The organism is Pseudovibrio ascidiaceicola, from assembly GCF_900114245.1.
GTDB classification, from domain to species: domain Bacteria; phylum Pseudomonadota; class Alphaproteobacteria; order Rhizobiales; family Stappiaceae; genus Pseudovibrio; species Pseudovibrio ascidiaceicola.
Genome location: NZ_FOSK01000012.1, coordinates 1 through 21,074, shown reverse-complemented (window position 1 = coordinate 21,074; position 21,074 = coordinate 1). Strand labels below are relative to the sequence as shown.

At 52.8% G+C, this 21,074-nt stretch carries 21 protein-coding genes; 10 read left to right on the top strand and 11 right to left on the bottom strand.

All coding sequences use genetic code 11. The annotated features are described in order from the left end of the window. Positions 1 to 42: 42 nt before the first annotated feature. From arsB to BM231_RS20200, 5 genes are all read right to left on the bottom strand, one after another. Positions 43 to 1,092: an ACR3 family arsenite efflux transporter gene (arsB, locus tag BM231_RS20225; protein WP_093522239.1), complete on the bottom strand. Its 1,050-nt coding sequence runs from the start codon at positions 1,090 to 1,092 to the stop codon at positions 43 to 45. Positions 1,093 to 1,138: 46 nt separating this feature from the next. Beyond that, positions 1,139 to 1,465: an ArsR/SmtB family transcription factor gene (locus BM231_RS20220; protein ID WP_093522237.1), complete on the bottom strand. Its 327-nt coding sequence runs from the start codon at positions 1,463 to 1,465 to the stop codon at positions 1,139 to 1,141. Positions 1,466 to 1,595: 130 nt separating this feature from the next. Continuing rightward, a complete protein-coding gene (locus tag BM231_RS20215) occupies positions 1,596 to 2,198 on the bottom strand; it encodes a peroxidase-related enzyme (protein WP_093522235.1) in 603 nt (200 codons plus the stop codon). A gap of 127 nt (positions 2,199 to 2,325) precedes the next feature. Next, a complete protein-coding gene (locus BM231_RS20210; RefSeq protein ID WP_093522233.1) occupies positions 2,326 to 2,934 on the bottom strand; it encodes a protein-methionine-sulfoxide reductase heme-binding subunit MsrQ in 609 nt (202 codons plus the stop codon). Between the two features lie 666 nt (positions 2,935 to 3,600). Next, positions 3,601 to 3,861, bottom strand: a complete 261-nt coding sequence (locus tag BM231_RS20200) for an SHOCT domain-containing protein (RefSeq protein WP_159437976.1) — start codon at positions 3,859 to 3,861, stop codon at positions 3,601 to 3,603. A gap of 251 nt (positions 3,862 to 4,112) precedes the next feature. On the opposite strand from BM231_RS20200, the gene BM231_RS20195 reads away from it, so the two are divergent. The 3 genes from BM231_RS20195 (at position 4,113) to BM231_RS20185 (ending at position 5,643) form a co-directional block, all read left to right on the top strand. Further along, positions 4,113 to 4,478 (top strand): SpoIIAA family protein, encoded by a 366-nt coding sequence (locus tag BM231_RS20195; protein WP_093522227.1) that lies wholly within the window; start codon positions 4,113 to 4,115, stop codon positions 4,476 to 4,478. A 31-nt stretch (positions 4,479 to 4,509) separates the two neighbouring features. Further along, positions 4,510 to 4,926, top strand: coding sequence for an acyl-CoA thioesterase (locus tag BM231_RS20190; protein WP_093522487.1), 417 nt, complete (start codon positions 4,510 to 4,512; stop codon positions 4,924 to 4,926). A gap of 108 nt (positions 4,927 to 5,034) precedes the next feature. Beyond that, positions 5,035 to 5,643: a hypothetical protein gene (locus BM231_RS20185; RefSeq protein ID WP_093522225.1), complete on the top strand. Its 609-nt coding sequence runs from the start codon at positions 5,035 to 5,037 to the stop codon at positions 5,641 to 5,643. Here the strand turns inward: BM231_RS20185 and BM231_RS20180 are convergent. Next, a complete protein-coding gene (locus tag BM231_RS20180) occupies positions 5,640 to 6,683 on the bottom strand; it encodes a helix-turn-helix domain-containing protein (protein ID WP_093522484.1) in 1,044 nt (347 codons plus the stop codon). The two genes, BM231_RS20185 and BM231_RS20180, sit on opposite strands and share 4 nt — an antisense overlap. 78 nt (positions 6,684 to 6,761) lie before the next feature. Further along, complete coding sequence (locus BM231_RS20175; RefSeq protein ID WP_093522223.1) at positions 6,762 to 9,155, bottom strand: plasma-membrane proton-efflux P-type ATPase; 2,394 nt, start codon at positions 9,153 to 9,155, stop codon at positions 6,762 to 6,764. Between the two features lie 233 nt (positions 9,156 to 9,388). On the opposite strand from BM231_RS20175, the gene BM231_RS20170 reads away from it, so the two are divergent. Both BM231_RS20170 and BM231_RS20165 read left to right on the top strand, forming a co-directional pair. Further along, on the top strand, positions 9,389 to 10,375 hold the full coding sequence (locus BM231_RS20170) for an NADPH:quinone oxidoreductase family protein (RefSeq protein ID WP_093522221.1): 987 nt from the start codon (positions 9,389 to 9,391) through the stop codon (positions 10,373 to 10,375). Between the two features lie 2 nt (positions 10,376 to 10,377). After that, complete coding sequence (locus tag BM231_RS20165; RefSeq protein ID WP_093522219.1) at positions 10,378 to 11,169, top strand: SDR family NAD(P)-dependent oxidoreductase; 792 nt, start codon at positions 10,378 to 10,380, stop codon at positions 11,167 to 11,169. 156 nt (positions 11,170 to 11,325) lie between these two features. Here BM231_RS20165 and BM231_RS20160 read toward each other — a convergent pair whose 3' ends face one another. From BM231_RS20160 to BM231_RS20150, 3 genes are all read right to left on the bottom strand, one after another. Beyond that, positions 11,326 to 12,441, bottom strand: coding sequence for an acyl-CoA dehydrogenase family protein (locus tag BM231_RS20160; protein ID WP_093522216.1), 1,116 nt, complete (start codon positions 12,439 to 12,441; stop codon positions 11,326 to 11,328). A gap of 11 nt (positions 12,442 to 12,452) precedes the next feature. Further along, entirely contained in the window at positions 12,453 to 13,643 is a 1,191-nt protein-coding gene (locus tag BM231_RS20155; protein WP_093522214.1) for an acyl-CoA dehydrogenase family protein, read from the bottom strand. A gap of 64 nt (positions 13,644 to 13,707) precedes the next feature. Then, the gene (locus tag BM231_RS20150) at positions 13,708 to 14,967 is read right to left on the bottom strand and encodes an acyl-CoA dehydrogenase family protein (protein WP_244527196.1); all 1,260 of its coding nucleotides are present in this window, start codon (positions 14,965 to 14,967) and stop codon (positions 13,708 to 13,710) included. Positions 14,968 to 15,314: 347 nt separating this feature from the next. Between BM231_RS20150 and BM231_RS20145 the strand changes: the two genes are divergently transcribed. The 5 genes from BM231_RS20145 (at position 15,315) to BM231_RS20125 (ending at position 19,087) form a co-directional block, all read left to right on the top strand. Next, positions 15,315 to 16,148 carry an SDR family oxidoreductase gene (locus tag BM231_RS20145; RefSeq protein WP_093522212.1) on the top strand — a complete coding sequence of 278 codons (834 nt, stop codon included), beginning with the start codon at positions 15,315 to 15,317 and terminating at the stop codon, positions 16,146 to 16,148. A 7-nt stretch (positions 16,149 to 16,155) separates the two neighbouring features. Beyond that, positions 16,156 to 16,626: a MaoC family dehydratase gene (locus BM231_RS20140; protein WP_093522210.1), complete on the top strand. Its 471-nt coding sequence runs from the start codon at positions 16,156 to 16,158 to the stop codon at positions 16,624 to 16,626. Next, positions 16,623 to 17,534 carry an SDR family NAD(P)-dependent oxidoreductase gene (locus BM231_RS20135; protein WP_093522208.1) on the top strand — a complete coding sequence of 304 codons (912 nt, stop codon included), beginning with the start codon at positions 16,623 to 16,625 and terminating at the stop codon, positions 17,532 to 17,534. Before BM231_RS20140 ends, BM231_RS20135 begins: the two co-directional genes overlap by 4 nt. An 84-nt stretch (positions 17,535 to 17,618) precedes the next feature. After that, on the top strand, positions 17,619 to 18,656 hold the full coding sequence (locus BM231_RS20130) for a phosphotransferase (RefSeq protein ID WP_093522206.1): 1,038 nt from the start codon (positions 17,619 to 17,621) through the stop codon (positions 18,654 to 18,656). A gap of 8 nt (positions 18,657 to 18,664) precedes the next feature. Beyond that, a complete protein-coding gene (locus BM231_RS20125) occupies positions 18,665 to 19,087 on the top strand; it encodes a GFA family protein (protein ID WP_244527200.1) in 423 nt (140 codons plus the stop codon). A gap of 75 nt (positions 19,088 to 19,162) precedes the next feature. Here BM231_RS20125 and BM231_RS20120 read toward each other — a convergent pair whose 3' ends face one another. Further along, entirely contained in the window at positions 19,163 to 21,061 is a 1,899-nt protein-coding gene (locus BM231_RS20120; protein ID WP_093522479.1) for an ABC transporter substrate-binding protein, read from the bottom strand. Positions 21,062 to 21,074 lie beyond the last annotated feature (13 nt).

Genomic DNA, 21,074 nt, shown 5'->3' with positions numbered 1-21,074 from the left:
AAGAGGGACGAAGGGCAGGAGATAACTCCCCTGCCCTCATTATTAAGTTTTGGAATGGGCCGTTGGGCCCGAAACCTGGCTGTCTTCAGAAAACTGGCCTCGCGTGCGGTTGGCATAAGAAACCAGGGCCAACATCACGGGCACTTCAACCAGGACACCAACGACTGTTGCTAGGGCTGCACCAGAGGTGACACCAAACAAGCTGATTGCGACAGCAACGGCCAGTTCAAAGAAGTTCGAGGCGCCGATCATCGCACCGGGGGCTGCCACATTGTGTGGCTGACGCCATTTTCTCATCCAGAAGTACGTCACGAAGAAAATCAGGACAGTTTGGATGAGCAGCGGAACTGCAATCAAAACGATGTCCGCTGGTGATGAGATGATGTTGTTGGCCTGAAGACCGAACAGCAAGAACACTGTACCAACCAGACCTGCGATCGAAAACGGTTTCATTCCGGAGCTGAAGGAGGAAAGATGCTCTTCGTCTTTAAGTGCGATGCGGGTTAACCACCCTGCCCCCAAAGGCAGCGCGACAAACAGCGCGGTTGAAACCAACAAGACATCCCATGGCACGATGATGTTAGAGACATCCAAAAGAAACGCTGCGATTGGCGCGAACGCGAAAATCATGATCAAGTCATTGGTGGCAACCTGTGCAACGGTGTAACTTGCATTCCCCTTTGTCAGATAGGACCAAACAAACACCATTGCGGTACATGGGGCAACGCCAAGCAAAATCATGCCTGCGATGTATTGATCGGCCAGATCAGCAGGAATGAATGGCGCGAATAGATGGCGCATGAACAGCACAGCAAGCGCAGCCATGGTGAACGGTTTGACCAGCCAGTTCATGGCAAGTGTTACAATCAGGCCCTTTGGCTTGACGAAGCAATTGCGAACTTCGGTAAACTCGACCTGCACCATCATTGGGTAGATCATCAACCAGATGAGGACCGCTATAACCAGGTTGATGCCGCCAACCTGTAGGTCTCCGATAAACTGAAAAAGGCTAGGTTGAAGGAACCCTGCTCCCACTCCCAGTGCCATTGCCAGACCTACCCAAACTGAGAGGTAGCGCTCAAAAATACCCATGATTTCTCCTGCCTATCGTCGATAGACGATTTATTTCGACAAATTTTTAGAGCTTGAAGCTGCTCTCAAAGAGGAAGTTGAAGTTCTTCAATTCGGATCGATTGACTGAGTAACATATGCGCGGACGCTGAACTTCTGCCAGTATGAAGCCCGCATCCTTCAAGATACGAAGATGCTCGGACACGGTCGACTGTGCCAAACCGATGGAGTTCACCAGATCGCCGCCGACGCAACCGGGTTGAGCTGCCATGATCTTAAGCAGACGGACACGCGCGGGATGAGCCAGGGCTTTCGCCTGGACGGCCAGCTTTTCTTCTTCCTCTTCATTGAGAGAGGCAGGTGTGAATTCTGTTACGCAGATGTTTTCAGTCATCGTTGATTCCGTATATCGTCGATAAACGATATACTCCTGCCCCTTCAGATTGGCAAGATCTTTCTGTGTTGACAGCTGTCAACTTTTTTGAATCCAAGTTGACAGCTGAAAGACCCCTCCCCTGCTCTGTTTATCTGGCAGCAGAGTGATACTCTGGGTTGGGCTGCATACCTGTCGCGGAGGCCATGCGGTTGGACATGGAGAAAAAGGCGGCGACTTCGCAAATATCCCAGATGTCTTCTTCAGAGAAGCCAACATCCCGGAGCCCTTGCCGGTCACGCTCCACGATCTCGGAGGATGCCTTCGCAATCTTCGTAGAAAAATCGAGCATAACACGCTGCTTGTCAGTCAGATCAGCATAGCGATAGTTCATCACCATAGCTTCACCCAGTTCCGGCTTATTAGAATACTCCCGAACAGCTGCACCATGCGCGACTTGGCAATACCAGCAGGAATTGATCGACGAGACTGTGACTGCGATCATCTCTCTTTCCAGCTTGGAAATACCAGAGTCTCCAAGCATCAGTTCATTGTACATCTGAGAAAATGCCCTGAGCTTCTCTGGTCTATGCGCAAATGCGATTAACACGTTGGGGATCAACCCGAGCTTGCTCTGACATTTACCAAAAAGTTCCTGAATATCATCAGGTAACGGATCTGGCAGGCTGAGCTTCAAGGCCGTTGGGTGCGTAAGGCTTGCGCTCTCTATCTTCTGAAAATCGGTTGTTGTCATTATATGGTCCCTCCTCCATTTCAACAGCTTAACCGTGATTGAAGGGACTGTCCTCACTACAAAAGGAGAGCAAAGAAAAGCCCGCCTTTGGGAAAAGGCGGGCTTAGTTGGAGGCCTGCTTGGGATTTTAGGCGTGGGCGGTGAGTTTACGCTCTTTTCGTTTATTGGAGACGTGCACATATCGGTAGATCTGCAAGAGCAGAAGCGGTGTGAAATGAACCAGAGCAGGCCCAAATTTGAAGTCTACAAGAACCCAGTGCGTAAACACGAGAAGCGCTGCAGCATAGGCTAGCTTTTGAAGACCCTTCCAGTTGGAACCAAGCCGAGCAATGGACCAGTCGTTGCTGGTAACTGTGAGCGGAATGAAAATGAGGGAGGCCAGCCAACCGGTCCAGATTCCGATTTTGACCAGATCTTCCAAGATGGGGCCAAGAGATCCTTTATCTAGCAGATAGATAGCGATGTGTAGGGCTGTATAGCAGGCGGCAGCTACACCGATATACCGTCTCCGTGCCATCAACCAACGGACCCAGCGTTGGCCGTTGGTTAAGAACATAAGCGGCGTGATCATCAAACTGATGATTAGAAAACGAGCGGCAAATTCACCAGTTGGGTGGAGTAGATGCTCCAGTTTATCAACTTCGCGGAGAAGCTCTCCAATGATGAGAAGCCCCGGGAGCGCAAGGATGAACCAGAAGGTAAATGGTGAGTTCCAGAATGCTCGAAGGTAAGACATGATCGCCCGGATGAGTTTGCAGAGAGTTGTAAGGTGCACACTGCTGATTTCGCGGTGTTGGGGTACGTGGGAAGCCAGCAGTGTGCGGTCGATTGCGACTGCGGTGTTCGCTGTTCAACCTTGTCCAAACACTGGATCAGCTCTGACTTTTCCGCAAGAAATCAGATGTAACAAAATGTCTTGAGACTTGGCTGACTTTGAGGTCTAGCCGGTTTGTGGTGTTGGTTAGGTTATGATGCAAGTTATTGAAGGAACGAGACAATTTATGAAGCTTCTATAAAGGCTCCAAATTCATCATTTCTGCGGGTGATTGGCAGAGGATCTCCTTGATTACACTTTAACAAGAGTTGCGTTGTTCTTGATGCAAACATTGTTGCAAACGCAAGCGGCGACAGCTGTTTCGTTGCAAACTGACTTGGCGAAACTGCGGTTCGCTAATCTGAAGCTGTTCTCTGGTTATGTCGGCTTGGAGGGTAATATGGGGAAAGCTGCTGCCCGAAACATCAGTTCACTGATGCGCGGTTTGGCCATGAGTGTTGGGGTGCGGGGCTCAACTAAACCAAACTGATGAGGTGAGTATGCTTGAGTTGCCAGCTGGCAACATTGATCTTGCTGGATGAAATCGGCACTCGTGTTGCCCGAACTGAGTGCCGATGTTTGGTGATGTTACAGGTTCAAACGCAGCACTTGAGTGCGTTTCTGGAACTCTTCCTCATCAATTTCACCAGTTGCAAAACGCCTGCTTAGAATGTCCAGAGCTTCTGAGTTTTGCGACTTCGGCGCTTCCGGAGCGACCTTGCTCGCGGTGCTTGAACCTCCGAAATAGCCATATGAGCGTGCGATCAAAAAGCCGATTATGAGCAAAAGGATAAGAGTGATTGGGAATGGGAAAAAGTGGAACCCGTGCATTCCAGCTTGGTGAAACATAGTGATCTCCTTGGGATGTTTGTTAGACATCTCTAGAATGGAGAGTGCCGTATTAGCTTTCAAATTAGATTTGTAATCAACTGTCCCAACCGCGTTGCATGCGCATAACGGTTACACTTTTAAAAAAGTGGACAGCTGTCAACTTTTCAAAATGGTGAGTGATTTCCAATTTACGTCGAAACTAACTGTCGATTGCAATAGGATGGAAGGCGTAGATCAGGTAGCATACAGACAGGAAAAGAGGTGTCAGCATGATCAAAAAACTCGCAGAAAGTTCGGAAAATGTCCTTGGCTTTGAGGTGGATGGAAAGGTCGATCTTAGCGAGGAAATGGAGCTGATTTCGCAGGTTGAGAATGTCCTCGATAAGCATGCCAAGGTTAGTGTGTTGGTGATTTTGAATGACCAAGCGAAGTGGGGCATTGAGGCTGGCTACGAAGATTTGAAGTGGGCGATGACTCATATCAAGAGCTTTCATCGCATCGCAATTGTGTCTGATACAAAGATCTGGGAATGGCTCGTCGCGATGGATAGCCCGTTTGCTGCCATGCTTGGCATAGGCGAAAAGCACTTTGATTTGGCTAATCTCGACAAGGCCTGGGAGTGGGTTAAAGAGTAGAGCGAAGCCTTATCGAGGCCAGGATCGAATGATGATCGAGACCTATCGTGGTGTTGTTTACCCATACCAATTGGACCATATGGGACACATGAATGTTCAGTGGTACACCGAGAAATTCGACGAAGCCAACTGGCATTTATTCTCCCGAGCCGGGCTCAGCGCCGCCTATTTTCGAGAACACAAAAAGGGTATGGCTGCCGTTCAGCAGACGACGAAATATCATGCTGAAGCGCTCGCGGGAGACCTGCTCCAGTGCCGATCTGGGGTGATGGATATTCATGAAAAGACGCTCTTTATCCTGCACGAGATGTATAATTCCGAGACGCAAAAATTGATTGCGACCACTGAACTGATCTGCGCGCATCTGGATCGGGAGACACGCCACGCATGTCCGTTTCCACCAACTGTGCGTGACACGGCGAAGCTCCTTCTCATTAAGCCCGACTAAGTCCTCCAACGCGTTTCAGGAGGTCTTTCTGGTCCTAAATCAGGTTCTAGGTCGCAGTCATTCCCGCAAACGCCCATGGTTTCACTAGGCAAATCATGGAGTTTCCAGATGACAATCAAACACAGTACCAAAGCCCTCATCGCAGTTGGAGTGATAGCAATTGCGGCCTACGCGACATTCTCTACGGGAATGGAGACCTCTCAGGTCCTTACCCCTGCAGGCGTGCATTCAATCAAAATTGCAGGAAGTAATTTGGGGCTTCGCATTGTCGGAGACACCAGTGGTTCAAGTGACATCAAACTTGAGACAAGTGATGCAAGAGGCTGTTCTCTCACCGCTACAACATCCCAAAGTGAAGATGGTTTGCTGACCATTCAATTTGAGAGACGCGGGTCCTGGGGGATTGGTTGGTGCGATCCGGCAGCGACGCTCCGACTGCCGAAACCGATGAACGTCAATGTTAAGATGGATAGATTAGCGGGGGACTTCGTGGGCAGGTTTAAGGAGGTTGCCATCGCATCGGAGAAGTCTGTCATTCACTTCGACGGGAGTGTTTCGCGCTTTGATTTAGCTGGCGAGATAGCAGCAGTGTATCTGAAATTTGATGCAGATGTTCCAAAAGAAAACATCCGCATCAACGTCGACAAACTCGTATCCGACATCAACATAGCGCGCGGTTGGAAGCACGCCACGAGCATCTTGCTGGAGATCTTTTAAGCAGGTTCCACGCTCTGCGATGTACGGCTTTCTTTTCGCCAGGCACTCGGGCTCTTGCCGGTGATGCGTTGGAACTCGCGGTTGAAGTTAGACTTTGTCGTAAAGCCAACCTCGTAAATGATCGTGGTGATTGGGGTGTCTGTTGTCTCTAGCAGATGACAGGCCTCAGTCACACGAAAGCCGTTGGTGTATTGCGGCAGGTTGACCTCACGCACTGTGTTGACAGCTGTCGAAATCTGACGCGCTGGCACTCGGAGTTTACGTGCCAACCTGTCGAGAGAAAGGTTCTCATCCCGATACAGATGTTCATTTTGCATGAGTTGATCGAGAGCCTCGACCAGCACAATCTGTTCCTCGGAGGCCGAAACGGTCTTTGCTTCGGGTTGTGGCAACTGCGGTGTAGCAGCTGGTTTGCGAGTAAACAGAACAGCGATTGTAACCAGCGCAAGCAGCATGAAGAGGTTTGCCGTGCCAACGATGGTTGCTGCATTGGTCCCCTTGTTTACGGCAAAGTCTGCTGCAACGGCTAAATCAACAAGTGCGGAGGTTGAGAAAATAGCGCCTGCGATCAGCTGTGTCTGGCGCGCCGGGAGCATCTGATCAATGGGCAGATGGCTGGCCCATTCCCACTGCCTGGTCGTTGCAGACCGGAAGAACAACAGTCCATAACCGAGATAGACAACGACACTTGTAAGGTCGATCAGCACCGGGGCGTTGAAAGCGGGTGCCAAAGCGAGAGAGCTAATAGATGCAACTGTTGCACCAATAGTCCAGCCGACAGCCTTCTTCGAAAGGCGATCAGTGAGTTGAAGAAATGAGAGCCAGGTCGCAGGCGGCAACAACAATGCCAGCCCTATGAGCGACCAGAGTGGGAGGCCTCCCATGCCCCACTTGATACCAAGAAGAACCGACTGGATTGCGTAAAGGCTGATGGTTGCAATAAGCAGTGACGGAATTTTGCGTCCATACCCCACCATAAGGCGCAGCAGGATGAAGCATAAGAACAAGGCAGTAAAAAAGGGAAGGGGTAAGCTCGGCAACGCGCCAACTCCAATTGCAGACAATGCTCTATATCTAGTCTGTCTGCGTAAGGAGTAAAAGAGCGTACTGCATTTCTTTTAGCGGCAGAGCTTTCGGGCAACATTGAGTACGAACATCCAGAGGATGGCTTGCGCCCAGACGATGCCGATCAGATCCCAACTGATAGCGGGAACAAGGAAGCCGGATCGACAGATGACAACCGCCAGTAATTGAGTGGTGATTATTGCCATGAGCAATTTCGCTGAAGGGCGTGGTGCCTGCCAGAACCAGTGATCGTGCCTGCAGACAAACAGGAGTAGATGTCCGGCCACAACCAACTGCAAGAACATGACGCTCTGCAACTCCGCAGCGGGTACATCCAGCCAATGCCGCACTGCCATCATCAGGGCAAAGTTCTCGACAACTGAAATGAGCCCGAGCACCGTTGCCGTGCGCAACATGTTTCCGAGCTGCCATTCCATTGGCGCTGGTGCAGCCTCGGTGTTGTCGTAGGCGATGGTGATGATTGGGATGTCATCCAACAGCGCCAGCATCACAATCATGATGGCTGTCAGAGGCACCTCTTCTAACAACAGCACACTGGCAGAGACAAACACCATCAGGTTGATTGTCATAGCCACGCGATAATCAACGTAGCTGATCATCCGTGCGAAGATTTTGCGTGCCTCTATAACTGCATCGGTGATGACGGAGAGGCCAGGCAGTGTGAGGATCAAATCTGCGGCAGATCGGGCTGCATCTGTTGCACCTGAAACGGCAATGCCCACATCAGCTTGTTTCAATGCTGGAGCATCATTCACGCCGTCACCCGTCATGGCGACGTAATCTCCGGATTGCTGAAGTGCTTTGACAATGCCGTATTTGTGCTCGGGAAAGACACGGGCGAAGCCATCTGCGTTGACGATCTCCTCGCGGATGTTGGCTGGTAGGTTGTCCATATCCTTGGTTTTAGAAAACACTTGGCTGGCGCTTTTAAGCGAGGTGCCAAGTCCCAGTTGTCCGGCGATCTCTCGGCCAATTGCAACATCGTCGCCTGTTACCATCTTTACCGCAATGCCAGCATTCTGGGTTTCTTCAATCACCGCTTTGGAATCGTCGCGGGGCGGATCAAAAAGAGAGAGGATCCCGAGCAGGCGTAACTCGTGGTTCTCGTTGGTCTTGGCAATGCCAAGCGCGCGCAGGCCTTTGACTGCAAACTCGTGCACGGCTTTGCTGGCGACGGCTTTCTCCTCTGGTGTATTTGTGCTGAGATCGATGACGACTTGCGGCGCACCTTTGATGACCTTGAACGCCCCGCTTGGGCCGGAGATGCCGGCTTCCGTTCTTTTGCTCACAGGATCAAACGGTGTGAATGTGTTTTGCTTGTAAAGTTCCAGCACGCCCCGTTCGGCTTTGCTGACAATCAGTTGGTCGATGACGTCCTTTTCAATGCTACTCGAGGCAAGAGCTGCCATGACGACCAGTTCTTTCTCGCTCTTCGCATCAAACAACACGGGCTCGCCAAGTGTGAGTTCGTTTTTGGTAAGCGTCCCGGTTTTGTCCGAGCACAGCACATTCACTCCTGCCAGCTCTTCAATTGCCTGAAGATGTGAAACGATGGCCTTCTTCTTTGAAAGCGTGAGTGCGCCAAGAGCCATAGTGACAGATAGAACTGCGGGCATCGCAACCGGGATGGATGCGATTACCAGTACGAGCACCAGTTCAATGATACCCAAAATGCTTTGCTGCAGATAAAGCTGTTTGATGATGATCAGCGCCGCAAACAAGGCCGTGCCCAGAATGAGAAACTTGCCGATGCCCAGAACGCTTTTCTGGAAATGAGAAATGTTACCGGCAGACTGAACCAGCTTGGCTGTGTTACCAAAGAATGTGTTGCCGCCCGTCGCTGTAACAAGCGCCTGCATGGTGCCCTGTTTGATGATCGATCCAGAATACGCCACATCGCCGATTTGCTTGTCGACTGGGAGTGACTCTCCCGTTAGAGCAGCCTGGTCGACGGCAAGGTATGGCCCGCGTTCCAAAATGCAGTCTGCCGGGATGATATCTCCGTTTTCCAGATTGATGATGTCGCCGGGTACGATTTCCTCGGCTGGAATGTCAGTCCACTTCCCGTCTCGTTTCACGCGTGCTTTGAGAGCCATGGATGATTTCAGTGCGGCAAGCGCGTCTGCTGCTTTGCTGCTTTGAACAAACTCGATGCCAGAGTTGAGGACCAGCATAAACAGGATGATCGCAAAATCGGCCCAGTGCTCAATGATGGCAGACAGGATGGCTGCGATTTCGATGAGCCACGGAATTGGGCCCCAGAATGTCAAAAGCAACTCAACCAGTTTGCTGGTCTTCTTTTCCTCCAGCGCATTGGGACCATACTGCTTTAGCCGGTTGGATGCGGTTGAACCAGACAGCCCTTCCGGTGAGCTTTCAAGGCGTTTGAACTCATCAGCTAAATTAGGCTTTTCCTGTTCTGCCATCCGGTCTTTCCATGGATTGCGTACACATCATGGAATTATCTTCACCGCAGCATGTAAACGGATGATGAGAACAAGCTGAGCTTCCATGAACCGTGGTTTCCTGATTGCGAAGCCGCTTGTTCAAATTATTCAGGTTTGCCAAGAGGGAAGGGGCGTTGCACCTAGCGTTGTGGTTGCGCTCACTGTGTTTCCGTAACATACTCACGGGTATGTTTTGATTTGGGAGGGAAATCATGCGTGCTGTTGTCTGCTCAGAATACGGACCACCAGAGGCTCTGCGTGTGGAAGATGTTGAACGTAAAGAGCCGAGAAAAGGGCAAGTGCGGATCGCGGTGGAAGCTGCGGGCGTCAACTTCCCTGATACGCTGGTGATTGCGGGAAAATATCAGATCAAGCCGCCAATGCCATTTGTGCCAGGTGGTGAGGTTGCTGGCAGAATTGAGGCGGTGGGTGAGGGTGTCACCCAATTTTCTCCGGGCGATCCTGTGATGGCGCTTCTGCTGCAGCAAGGCGGATATGCCGAAGAGGTTGTGGTTGATGCGTCTGCGGTGATGAAGCGACCTGAAGCGATGTCCGCTCACGTTGCAGCTGGCTTTACGATGACCTACGGCACATCCATGCATGCCTTGAAGCAGCGTGCGCAGCTGCAAGCAGGAGAAACACTGCTGGTGTTGGGCGCTGGCGGTGGTGTTGGGCTCACGGCTGTTGAGCTGGGCAAAGTTATGGGTGCCAAGGTGATTGCTGCGGCCAGCTCTGCCGAAAAACTGGAAGCTGCGCGAAAAGCAGGTGCAGATGAGCTGATCAACTATTCCACGCAGGACCTGAGAGAGCGACTCAAGGAGATCACCGGCAAGACCGGCGTTGATGTTGTGTATGATCCTGTCGGCGGGGAGCTCTTTGAGCAGGCGTTGCGCTCCACAGCCTGGAATGGTCGCGCATTGGTTGTAGGCTTTGCGGCAGGCGATATCCCGACGATCCCCACCAACCTGCCTCTGCTGAAGGGCTGTGCGGTTATGGGCGTGTTCTGGGGGGCGTTCCGCATGAGGGAGCCGGATAAGGACCAGAAGAACTTCTCAGAGCTGTTTAAATGGCTTGAGGACGGCAAAATCAACCCAGTTGTCAGTAAGAGCTATTCACTGGAAGAAGCTCCTCAGGCGCTTCGAGACCTCATGGAACGACGTGTGATAGGGAAGGTTGTTCTGGAAACCGGGAGGGAATGAAGATGCAACCCAGATTTGCAGGTCAGGCAGCCCTGATCACAGGAGCAGGCAGCGGCATCGGTCGCGCAACCGCAATCCGTCTGGCAGAAGAAGGTGCCGCGATCGCTCTGGTGGACTTGAATGAGGACGGCCTTGATGAAACCGCAGAGCTGTTGCCAGAAGGTTGCCGTGCACGGGTCTATGTCGTCGATGTTGCGAATGAAGAAGCGGTTGAGAGCTGTGTGGATGCGGTTGAGAACACCTTTGGCGGTATAAGCGTTCTTTGCAACAATGCCGGGGTCATCTGCGAAGGTTCCTGGGGCGGCAGCCATGAGGACTTTAGCGACTGGCTCAAGGTTTATGAGGTGAATGTACTCGGCGCAATGCTATTTACCAAGTACACCCGCGAGCAACTCAAGGCTTCAGGCCGCGGTTCTATTGTGAATACTGCATCCGTTGCTGGAATCAGAGCCGGTGCTGGCGGAAATGCCTACAGTGCTTCCAAAGCTGCGCTCATCAATTTTACGAAGACATCTGCCTGTGATTTTGGCGAGCACGGCGTGCGTGTGAATGCAGTTTGTCCGGGGCTTATTGAAACCGGAATGACAAAACCTGTGTTTGATCATGCCCGCAATGTGGGCAAAGAAGACAGACTCGGCTCAAGGGCAGAGCTGCGTCGTCACGGGGATCCTGCTGAAGTTGCAGCAACAATCGCATTCCTTGCCAGCCGTGATGCCAGCTTCATCACCGGACAGGCCCTTGCCGTTGATGGCGGAAACACATCCTCCCTCAACATGCCGGGTATGAAGATCTGAGATGGTTTTGGTTAGCCAAAAAAGGAAAGAGCCAGTCTGCAACACCGGGCAATGCTGTTGCGGACTGGCTCTCGCTGATCCAAAGGGGTGGACCAGATGGCTTCAATTATGAAGTTACTTTAGAAATAATCACAAGTAGAATTACGGATTATACAGTTAAAGACCCCGTGTTTTTAGCAGAAAGTCTATATGGTGAGCGCTGTCACCGAGCATCTCTGTTAACACGCGGTCGTGTTTCATGAACAATCCGACATCAACTTCGTCTGTCATACCGATTCCACCATGCATCTGCACTGCTTCTTCTGTTGCCACGCGAGAAACCTTAGCAACCTTCGCTTTGGCTGCTCTCGAAAGTGCCTCTGCTTTATCTGAGGTTGTATCTATCGCACGTAACGCGGAGGAGATGAGTGAAGCTGTTTGTTCAATCTGGCAGTAAAGGTCGGCCATTCTGTGCTGAAGTGCCTGAAACATGCCGATTGGTACACCAAATTGCTTTCTCTCATTCAGGTATTCCGTTGTGCGCTCTGCAACTTCTTTTGCAACTCCAAGTTGCTCTGATGCTGCAATTGCACGACCGGAGCGGAGTGTGGCTTCCAGAACGGCTGCGCCTTTATCAAGCGGGCAGAGCAGATCCTTGCCATCCAGATGCAAATTTGTGATCTGAATGTTTGCCGCATTGCGACTGTCCAGCATAGCGTTGCGCTCTACCGCAACTTCCGCCGCGCTTGGGTCTACCAGAAAAAGCCCTGTGTCTTCGCCGGTTTTTGCAACAACAATCAGCCGGTCGGCATTGTAACCATCAAACACGGCGCGTTTTCTGGCGTTGAGAATGAAGCCGTTGCCATCCGGCTCTGCCGTGGCTTTGATGCGGGATGGGTTGTGCTTTGCGCCTTCGTCGATTGCCAGTGCGATAACAGCTTCACCAGCGGCAATCTTTGGTCCCCACTCACTCAGATGATCACCACCAGACTGGCGCAGTGCAATTGCGCTCAAAACAGCGGTGGAGAGGAACGGAGAGGCTGTCAGGTTGCGCCCCATTTCTTCTGCCACAAGGCCTGCAGCGCGGTGGCCAAAGTCATAACCGCCAGCGTTTTCCGGCAGCAACATGCCAAACCAGCCCATCTCGGCCAGTGTTTTGTGAAGCTCCTGATTAAAGCCAAGAGCCTCTTTCTGATCGCGCAGATCACGCAGCGCCTGCACGGAGGCGTTTTCTGCCATAAAGCCAGAGGCAGAGTCCTTGAGAAGGGTTTCTTCAGAGCTGAAAAGTTCCATGTTTTCTCTCCTTAACCCAATGATGGCAGGCGTAGCACTGCTTTTGAAATGATGGAAAGCATGATCTCCGAGGTGCCGCCTTCAATGCTGTTGCCTTTGGAGCGCAGCCATGACGCAGACTGATTACCGATACCGTTGTTCTCTTCCGGTCCGGACAACGCTTCCAATCCGCCAGCCTGTACAACAAGGCTCTGGCGGCGTTTGTTCAGTTCGGTGCCAAGATACTTCAGCTCTGCTGAGCGGGCGCCCAGCTGGTTGCCAGCACGGTGGAAGTCTTTTGCGGCGGCAAGGTGTGCGGTCAGCGCCATCTCATCAATCAGGAACTCCCCGATATCAGCGCGAAGGAGCGGGTCATCCAATCGGCCTGTCTCATCGAGCCCGATTGAGTCAATTGCAGTTTCATAAAGACCTGCGGAACCACCAAAAATTGCATCTAGGTTGCTGACCATTTCGCGTTCATGGGTCAGCAGGTACTTGGCGATTGTCCAGCCGTTGCCGCGCTCATCAACCACATTCTCCATAGGCACCTTCACTTCATCAAAGAAGGTTTCACAAAACGGAGAACTGCCGGAAATGAGGCGGATTGGCTTGGTGGAGACGCCTTCGCTGGTCATATCAAACAGAAGGAACGAAATGCCCTTGTGTTTCTTCGCATCCGGCTCTGTGCGCACCAAGGCAAAGATCCAGTCTGCTTGATCAGCGTAGGATGTCCAGATTTTCTGGCCGGAGACGAGGAAATGATCGCCCATGTCCACGCCTTTGGTCTGAACAGACGCCAGATCGGAGCCGGAACCTGGCTCTGAGTAACCCTGACACCAGCGAATTTCACCGCGTGCGATTTTGGGCAGGTGCTGCAGCTTTTGCTCGTGAGAGCCGTATTTCAGCAGAGCAGGACCAAGCATCCAGATGCCGAAGCTTTCCAGCGGAGACATGGCGTTGATGCGCGTCATCTCCTCTTTGAGGATCTTAGCTTCGTCACCATTGAGGCCGCCGCCGCCGTATTCCTTCGGCCAGCTTGGCACCGTCCAGCCACGCTCGGCCATACGCTCCAGCCATTGCTGTTGTGCTTCGGACTTGAACGTCCAGTTACGACCACCCCAACAGATGTCGCTCTCTGTGGTGACGGTTTTACGCATGTCTTGGGGGCAGTTCTCTTCCAACCAAGCCCTTGTTTCCATGCGGAAGTCATCAAGTGATGTCATTGCGTTCTCCCTGTTTTGGAGTGCAGATGCAAAGGATAAGGAGAGCGGTGGCTCTCCTGCCTTATCAGATCTTTTCCTGAGTGTGTTTGCGCAGCTCAGAGCGGCCAATGAAGTTGCGGTGTACGGCATCAGGACCATCCGCAAAGCGCAAGGTGCGCAGGTTCATCCAGTTGGTTGCCAGTGGGGTATCCTGAGAGATGCCCTGACCACCAAACATCTGCATGGCTTCGTCTGTAACTTTAAGTGCCATGCGCGGTGCAACAACCTTGATCTGGCTGATCCAGAACGCCGCTTCACGGGCGGAGGCATTGTCCATCATCCATGCGGCTTTCAGGCAGAGAAGGCGGGCCTGCTCAATCTCCATGCGGCATTCGGCTATGATGTCGAAATTGGCGCCCAGTTTGTAGAGCTGCTTACCAAAGGCTTCCCGGTTGATGGAACGCTTGCACATCAGCTCAAGCGCTTGTTCTGCCTGCCCAATTGCGCGCATGCAATGGTGGATGCGGCCCGGGCCGAGGCGGCCTTGTGCCACTTCAAAGCCACGTCCTTCTTCCAAAAGCAGGTTCTCGGCAGGAACGCGTACATCTTCAAACCGCAGGTGCAGGTGTCCATGAGGTGCGTGATCATGGCCAAACACCTGCATCGGGCGCAGCTTGGTGATGCCCGGCGTGTTGGCGTCTACCACGATCATAGAGTGCTGCTGGTGCTTGGTGCCGTCTGTTGGGGTGTGAACCATAGTGATGTAAACCGCGCAGCGCGGATCGCCAGCGCCAGAAGACCACCACTTCTCACCATTCAGCACATAATGGTCGCCATCTCGCACGCAGGACATACGAATATTGGTGGCGTCGGATGATCCGTGATCTGGCTCAGTCATCAGGTAGGCTGAGCGAATCTCGCCGTTAAGCATGCGCTTCAGCCAGGTTTCTTTCATCTCCTCGGAACCATAGCGCTCAAACACTTCCATGTTGCCGGTGTCAGGTGCATTGCAGTTGAATACTTCCGGAGCGAGGGGGGATTTGCCCATCTCTTCTGCCAGATAAGCGTATTCAACGGTGCTGAGGCCATAGCCGCGCTTGGAGTCTGTCAGCCAGAAATTCCAAAGTCCCTTGGCGCGTGCACTTGCTTTAAGGCTTTCCAGAATCTCGGTCTGCCGCGGCGTATGTTGCCAGCGGTCTCCCACGGGAATCTCGTCATGGAATTCATCTTCAAGAGGCATGATTTCATCGCGAACCATGTTGCGCACTTGCTCCCTGAGTGGCGCTACACGCTGGCTTACCCCAAGGTCCATAGCTGGACGTTCGGCTAATAAAGTGTCGCTCATGATTGACCCTCCCAAGACATCTGAGCTCTTTTATCTTCACAAACCCGTGGTGAAATTCCACTTACTATCAGAGGGATAAGTGATTATGAGCTCCCACACAAAATCAAATTCCCAGGTCGGAGAGACAAAAGAAACGAGCTAAAAATTTTGCTTTACAACTGTTGATATACGGAAACATACTAGTGAGTATGTTGTCAACTGCGCGCGAAGAAGAGCACGCTTGACCATTGGTTTAAGGTGGCCTCCCAAAGACGTGGGCGGAGGTATCTGAATGAAGAAATGCCTAAATCAGGTCGCGTGAGATGCGGTGACAGATCGAAGAACACTATGGGAGGTAGGGTGTCTTCATGGGATATCTTGAGGAACTGTTTGGTGTAGCTGGCAAAACGGCGCTGGTAACAGGTGGTGGAACTGGCATTGGCCGCATGGTTGCCACTGCACTGGCAGAGGGTGGCGCACGCGTCTTCATCTGCTCACGCAAGTTGGACGTGGTTGAGAAAACAGCAGAAGAGATCAATACAAACCTGAAAGCCAACAATCCAGAGGCTGCCGGATCGGTTGAGGCGTTTCAGGGAGATGTTGGCTCTGAAGAAGGCGTGTTAGCTCTCGCTGAAGCAGTGCGTGAGCGCAGTCCAAAGCTTGACATTCTGGTCAACAACGCGGGCATCACTTGGGGAGAGCCACTGGGCACTTTCCCATATTTCGCATGGAAGAAGGTGATGGATGTCAATGTGGCAGGCCTGTTTCATCTGACGCAGACCTTATTGCCGGAGTTGAAAGCCAGTGGACGACCGGAAGATCCGGCCCGCGTTATCAATTTGGGCTCGGTCATGGGCTCCACGCCGATTGGGGATGGAGCTTACTCTTACTCAGCCTCCAAAGCCGCAGTGCACCAGCTGACGCGTATCCTCGCAAAGGAGCTGGCGAAAGAACACATTACATTCAACGGCTTCGCGCCGGGACCGTTCCAATCCAACATGACAGCGTTTGCAACGGGCACGGACGAAAAAGCAGCGCATGTCGGGAAAGGTGTGCCACTTGGCCGGATCGGGCACCCTGATGATATCGCAGGCGCAACGCTGTTCCTTTGTGGCAAAGGCGGGTCCTATGTCACGGGAGAAGTGATCCCGCTGGATGGCGGCATTCATATCGCCACAGGTACCAATTTGTTTGGACAGTGAGGGGCTTATGGAACTGACAGTAACAGAGCTTGAAGGAAAAGTTGGCGAGCAGATTGGCCTGTCTGACTGGGTGGAAGTGGATCAGGATATGATCTCCACCTTCGGCAAGCTGACCTTTGACGAGCAGTTTATCCATATGGATCCTGAGCGCGCCGCTGCTGAAACTCCGTTTGGCGGTACCATCGCCCATGGGTTTCTCACGCTCTCTCTTGCCAGCAAATTTGCCGTGGAAACCCTGCCGGGTGTGAAAGGGCGGACCATGGGGATCAACTATGGTTTCAATAAAATCCGCTTCTTACATCCGGTTGCCAGTGGTAAGCGCATCCGGGGACGTTTTACTCTGGATAATCTGACCCGCAAGGGAGAAGGGCAGATCCTTCAGGAGTTTGGTCTTTCAATTGAGATTGAGGGTGTCGAAAGCCCCGCGTTGGTCGCACAATGGCTGACAATGACGTTTTTTGAAGAGGTAGCTGCATGACGCAGGACACGATAAATTTTGCCGGTCAGGTAGCGATTGTTACAGGCGCAGGCGGCGGGCTTGGCCGTCTTTACGCGCTGGATCTTGCAGCGCGCGGTGCTGCCGTGGTGGTGAATGATCTGGGCGGCTCTGTTGATGGTTCCGGCTCATCGGCATCAGCGGCTGAAACTGTTGTTGAAGAGATCAAAGCAGCAGGCGGCAAAGCAATCGCGAATGCTGCGGATGTGACGGACGAGGCTGCCGTCAACGCTATGGTGGCGGACACTATTGCAGCATTCGGGCGCGTTGATATTCTCATCAACAACGCTGGCATCCTGCGCGATAAGTCCTTTGCCAAGATGGAAATGTCCAACTGGAACAAGGTAGTAGATGTGCACCTCAATGGTGCGGCGCTCTGCACCAAGGCCGTCTGGAACGTGATGAAAGAACAAGGCTATGGCCGTATCATCATGACCACATCTCCCTCCGGCATCTATGGCAACTTTGGGCAGGCGAACTATGGCGCTGCGAAAGCGGGCCTTTGGGGCATGATGAATACGCTTGGTCTGGAAGGGGCAAAGAGCAACATTCACATCAACTGCATCGCACCTTCTGCTGGGACACGCATGACAGAAACCATCATGGATGCTGGCACGCTGAAGATGCTGGCGCCGGAAAACATCACACCTGCTGTGATTTTCCTGTGCTCTGAGGCTGCGCCATCCCGCAAGGTGCTTGTGGCAGCTGCCGGCACCTACACACTGGCGGAAATGGTTGAAACACAAGGCATTCATTTGGCTGAGGGCGACCGTACACCAGAGGCAATTGCTGCCAATTGGGGCCGTATTGCTGACCGCACGGATGCGGAGCCGGTGAACAGCGCCATGGAAGGTGTCGCCAAACTGGTAAAGGCAATGGCCAACGCCTGATCATAAAAGCCGAAAAAGAGCCTGACTGTTCACGGGACGGTGGAATAGTCAGGCAACCGGATGTTTCATGGAGGAGGGGAGCCCATGACGAACGCCTTGCATACATTAGAGAAACCAGTGCTACAGGCTTATCTGAAGCAGCACATACCGGAGTTTGGTGAGCTTCTGGAGATTGAGAAGTTTCCGGGTGGGCAATCCAACCCGACCTACAAGCTGGTGACCTCTGACAAGACCTACGTCATGCGGGCTAAGCCCCCGGGAAATTTGCTGAAATCCGCCCATATGGTGGATCGCGAGTATCAGGTGATGACGGCTCTGGCGGGTAGCGATGTGCCAGTGCCCAAAACCTATCATTTGTCCGAGGACAGCTCTCCAATCGGCACCATGTTCTTTGTGATGGAGTATGTTGAAGGGCGGATCTTTTGGGATCCTTCATTGCCGGAATGCTCTAACACAGAGCGCATGGCGATCTTTGCGGAGATGAACCGCGTGTTGGCGGCACTTCATGATGTCTCTCCCAATGCCGTTGACCTGATGCACTATGGTAAGCCCGGCAACTATTTTGAGAGGCAAACTGGGCGCTGGATCAAGCAGTACAAAGCCTCTGAAACCACAGTGATTCCAGCGATGAACCGCCTGATGGAGTGGTTGGAAGCCAATATGGTGGAGGACGACGGAACATCCTCGCTTGTGCACGGGGATTACCGCCTCGACAACCTGATCTTCCATCCCACAGAACCACGCATTGTTGCGGTATTGGACTGGGAGCTTTCCACGCTCGGGCATCCGCTGGCGGATCTGGCTTATCAGTGCATGCAGTGGCGATTGCCGTCTTTCAAAGGCCTGCGCGGGTTGGCGGGGCTGGATCGTGTGGCGCTTGGTATTCCGCTTGAAGAAGAGTATGTACGCCAGTACTGTATGCGTCGTGGGCTCAGCGAGATTGAGAACTGGGAGTTCTATCTCGCGTTTTCTATGTTCCGATTAGCCGCTATTCTTCAAGGGGTTGTGGCCCGTGCGGAAGCGGGTAATGCGTCCAATCCGCAAGCTGCAGAAATGATGCGAAAAGCTGTCCCTCTCATCGCAGGTATGGCGTGTGAAGTGGTTGGCGAACTGGTGGAGTAATGAGCGTGATGAAACGATCCGGGCGTTGCATGTGTGGGGCAGTGTCCTACAAGATTGAGGGTGATCCGGTGGTTACAGCTCAATGTCATTGTGAGGAATGCCGCCGGCTGAGTGGCACTGGTCACACGGTTGGCGCCATGTTCCGTGCGGATCAGGTGATTATCTCGGGCAAACTGGGAGAGTATGTCTATACTTCCGCCAACAGCTCGCAGGTCACCAAAGCCTTCTGCTCAGGCTGCGGAAGTCCGATTTATGGCCGTAATACCAAGGCGCCTGACCACATGACACTCCCTCTCGGCTCCATGGACAACGCGGATGATTTGGAGATTCAGGTCGTCATCTTCGACCGCGACAAACCGCATTGGGATGCCTTGCCGGAAACAGCTGCGGTCTTTGAAACTCAACCGGATTGGAAGCCGGAGAAGGTCTGATCCAGATCCCAAACACAACAATGCCCGCCTAAATCGGGTTAGGCGGGCATGTTACGCAGAGCTCAGTTGAGGTGCTTACTTCTCAAAGTAGAGCTGCTGCGGGTATGCGAGGCCAACGCCGCGTAACGCGTCGTCATGGACAAACCCCGCAGGGAAGTTCTTCAGATTGTTTTTGCGCACATAAATCGCTGGTGTTTCGCCCACCAATCCAATGTGCCAAACGTTCTTGGTGTGAACGTCAACCATCTGTTTTGCATAGGCATTTGCTTCTTCCAGACTGGTTGCCGTCTGCGCTGAGTCCCAAGCTGCCCAAACATCGCGGATTGCGTGATCCTTTGGCGGCTCTTCTCCGGATTTGCCGTTGGAGTACCACCAGTTGAAGTAGTTCTGCGCAAAGCCGCCGCGGCCAAGGAAACGAACCGGGTCAGCGGTGATGACAGAGGAGCGATCGAACGTATCGAGGATCATGTCAAAATCGGCGGTCTCAACATGCTGTTGGAACAGGGTTCGGTCGATGATTCGCACCAGAACCTCAATGCCCATGTCCTGCCAATAAGTGCGGACAACTTCCAGCAATTCCCCCTGAATGTCCCAGCGAGTTTCCAGCACCAGGCTCAAACGACGGCCATCTGACATCAGACGAAAACCGGCTGAGTCCCGTTCTGTGAGGCCAATCTCGTCGAGTAATTCGGTAGCCCGTTCCGGGTCGTACTGCGTCCAGCGGCTCTCGGCGGTTTCGTCGTAGAACGGTGAGCCGGAGATCGGGGAGGCCTGACGTGCTTCACCGAGACCGGAGAACGCCAGTTCGTTGATGGTTTCGCGGTCTACGGAGATGTTGAGAGCCTCGCGGAAGCGAATGTCCTCAAACAAGGCTTGTTTGGTTGCATCAGCCGAGTTCAGGTTCGGCATGATCGACCATGTCAGCGCCTTGGTCCATTTTTCAATGGTGTAGTCACCCTTGGCTTCGTTTTCCTTCAGCAGCGTGAAGTCAGCCACGTTGATGTGGCGGTTCTGGAGGTCGATCTCGCCCTGAATGGCCATGAAGTTGATGGCTTGAGGGTCTTGGAACAGCCGGTGCTCGATCTGGTCGATGTAAGGAAGCTGATTACCTTCCGCATCCACGCCGTAATAGTAGGGATTGCGCTCCATCACCACAGTGTCAGATGGTGGTGGTGTTTTCACGCGCCATGCGGTGAGAACTGGCATATTCGGATTGAACCACCACGCCTGAATCTGGCCTTTGGAATCCCAGAGGTCCGTCCATTTCTTAGCACCATACTTAGCAATGGCCGCCTCCAACTTGGCCGGGTCAGCGTAGGTTGGGTGATAGTCTTTGAGGTAGTGGAATGGCTCGATGAAGCCTGGGCGATCAAGGCCCGGACGACCGGTGCTCTCCTTGGCCAACACTGTCAGGAACAGCGGGTAAGGCTTTTCGAAGGAAACAGTGAAGGTGTAATCATCCGCAAAAGACAGCTTCATTGGCACACCGTTGGAGGTGTAAAGCGCTTTGATGGATGGCATCAAGTCTTCGTTGAGGAACACATCCTCATACCAGAAGCGAACGTCACGGGTGGTGACAGGTGCACCATCGGACCAGCGCAGACCTTCGCGGATTGTAAAGGTGAACTCGCGGGCATCTTCACTCACGGAATATTCGCCAACCCAGCCGGGAACAAGAGACAGGTTCTTGTCACCGTCCATGTAGGTTTCAACCACACGCTCTTCCATGAGCTTGGTTGGGCCCCAGCGGTCGCTTGGGCCTTTGAATGCACGCTTCATGACACCGCCATAGGTGCCGATGCTGTCGTAGACTGGAATGACGCGTGGATTTTTCGGCAGGCGCTCTTCAACCGGCGGCAATTGACCGGCTTCAACTAACTGCTTGAGCATGGGCGCTTCGTTATAGGCCCAGCCATTGGCGGCCAGAAACGGCAGCGTCAAAGCAGCAATCGACGTGAGTGTAACGCTCTTCATCAAATTCTCCCCC

Bases quoted from the DNA above. Each gene is read 5' to 3' on its own strand.
- arsB (WP_093522239.1), bottom strand. From the start codon at position 1,092: ATGGGTATTTTTGAGCGCTACCTCTCAGTTTGGGTAGGTCTGGCAATG.
- BM231_RS20220 (WP_093522237.1), bottom strand. From the start codon at position 1,465: ATGACTGAAAACATCTGCGTAACAGAATTCACACCTGCCTCTCTCAAT.
- BM231_RS20215 (WP_093522235.1), bottom strand. From the start codon at position 2,198: ATGACAACAACCGATTTTCAGAAGATAGAGAGCGCAAGCCTTACGCAC.
- BM231_RS20210 (WP_093522233.1), bottom strand. From the start codon at position 2,934: ATGTCTTACCTTCGAGCATTCTGGAACTCACCATTTACCTTCTGGTTC.
- BM231_RS20200 (WP_159437976.1), bottom strand. From the start codon at position 3,861: ATGTTTCACCAAGCTGGAATGCACGGGTTCCACTTTTTCCCATTCCCA.
- BM231_RS20195 (WP_093522227.1), top strand. From the start codon at position 4,113: ATGATCAAAAAACTCGCAGAAAGTTCGGAAAATGTCCTTGGCTTTGAG.
- BM231_RS20190 (WP_093522487.1), top strand. From the start codon at position 4,510: ATGATCGAGACCTATCGTGGTGTTGTTTACCCATACCAATTGGACCAT.
- BM231_RS20185 (WP_093522225.1), top strand. From the start codon at position 5,035: ATGACAATCAAACACAGTACCAAAGCCCTCATCGCAGTTGGAGTGATA.
- BM231_RS20175 (WP_093522223.1), bottom strand. From the start codon at position 9,155: ATGGCAGAACAGGAAAAGCCTAATTTAGCTGATGAGTTCAAACGCCTT.
- BM231_RS20170 (WP_093522221.1), top strand. From the start codon at position 9,389: ATGCGTGCTGTTGTCTGCTCAGAATACGGACCACCAGAGGCTCTGCGT.
- BM231_RS20165 (WP_093522219.1), top strand. From the start codon at position 10,378: ATGCAACCCAGATTTGCAGGTCAGGCAGCCCTGATCACAGGAGCAGGC.
- BM231_RS20160 (WP_093522216.1), bottom strand. From the start codon at position 12,441: ATGGAACTTTTCAGCTCTGAAGAAACCCTTCTCAAGGACTCTGCCTCT.
- BM231_RS20155 (WP_093522214.1), bottom strand. From the start codon at position 13,643: ATGACATCACTTGATGACTTCCGCATGGAAACAAGGGCTTGGTTGGAA.
- BM231_RS20150 (WP_244527196.1), bottom strand. From the start codon at position 14,967: ATGAGCGACACTTTATTAGCCGAACGTCCAGCTATGGACCTTGGGGTA.
- BM231_RS20145 (WP_093522212.1), top strand. From the start codon at position 15,315: ATGGGATATCTTGAGGAACTGTTTGGTGTAGCTGGCAAAACGGCGCTG.
- BM231_RS20140 (WP_093522210.1), top strand. From the start codon at position 16,156: ATGGAACTGACAGTAACAGAGCTTGAAGGAAAAGTTGGCGAGCAGATT.
- BM231_RS20135 (WP_093522208.1), top strand. From the start codon at position 16,623: ATGACGCAGGACACGATAAATTTTGCCGGTCAGGTAGCGATTGTTACA.
- BM231_RS20130 (WP_093522206.1), top strand. From the start codon at position 17,619: ATGACGAACGCCTTGCATACATTAGAGAAACCAGTGCTACAGGCTTAT.
- BM231_RS20125 (WP_244527200.1), top strand. From the start codon at position 18,665: ATGAAACGATCCGGGCGTTGCATGTGTGGGGCAGTGTCCTACAAGATT.
- BM231_RS20120 (WP_093522479.1), bottom strand. From the start codon at position 21,061: ATGAAGAGCGTTACACTCACGTCGATTGCTGCTTTGACGCTGCCGTTT.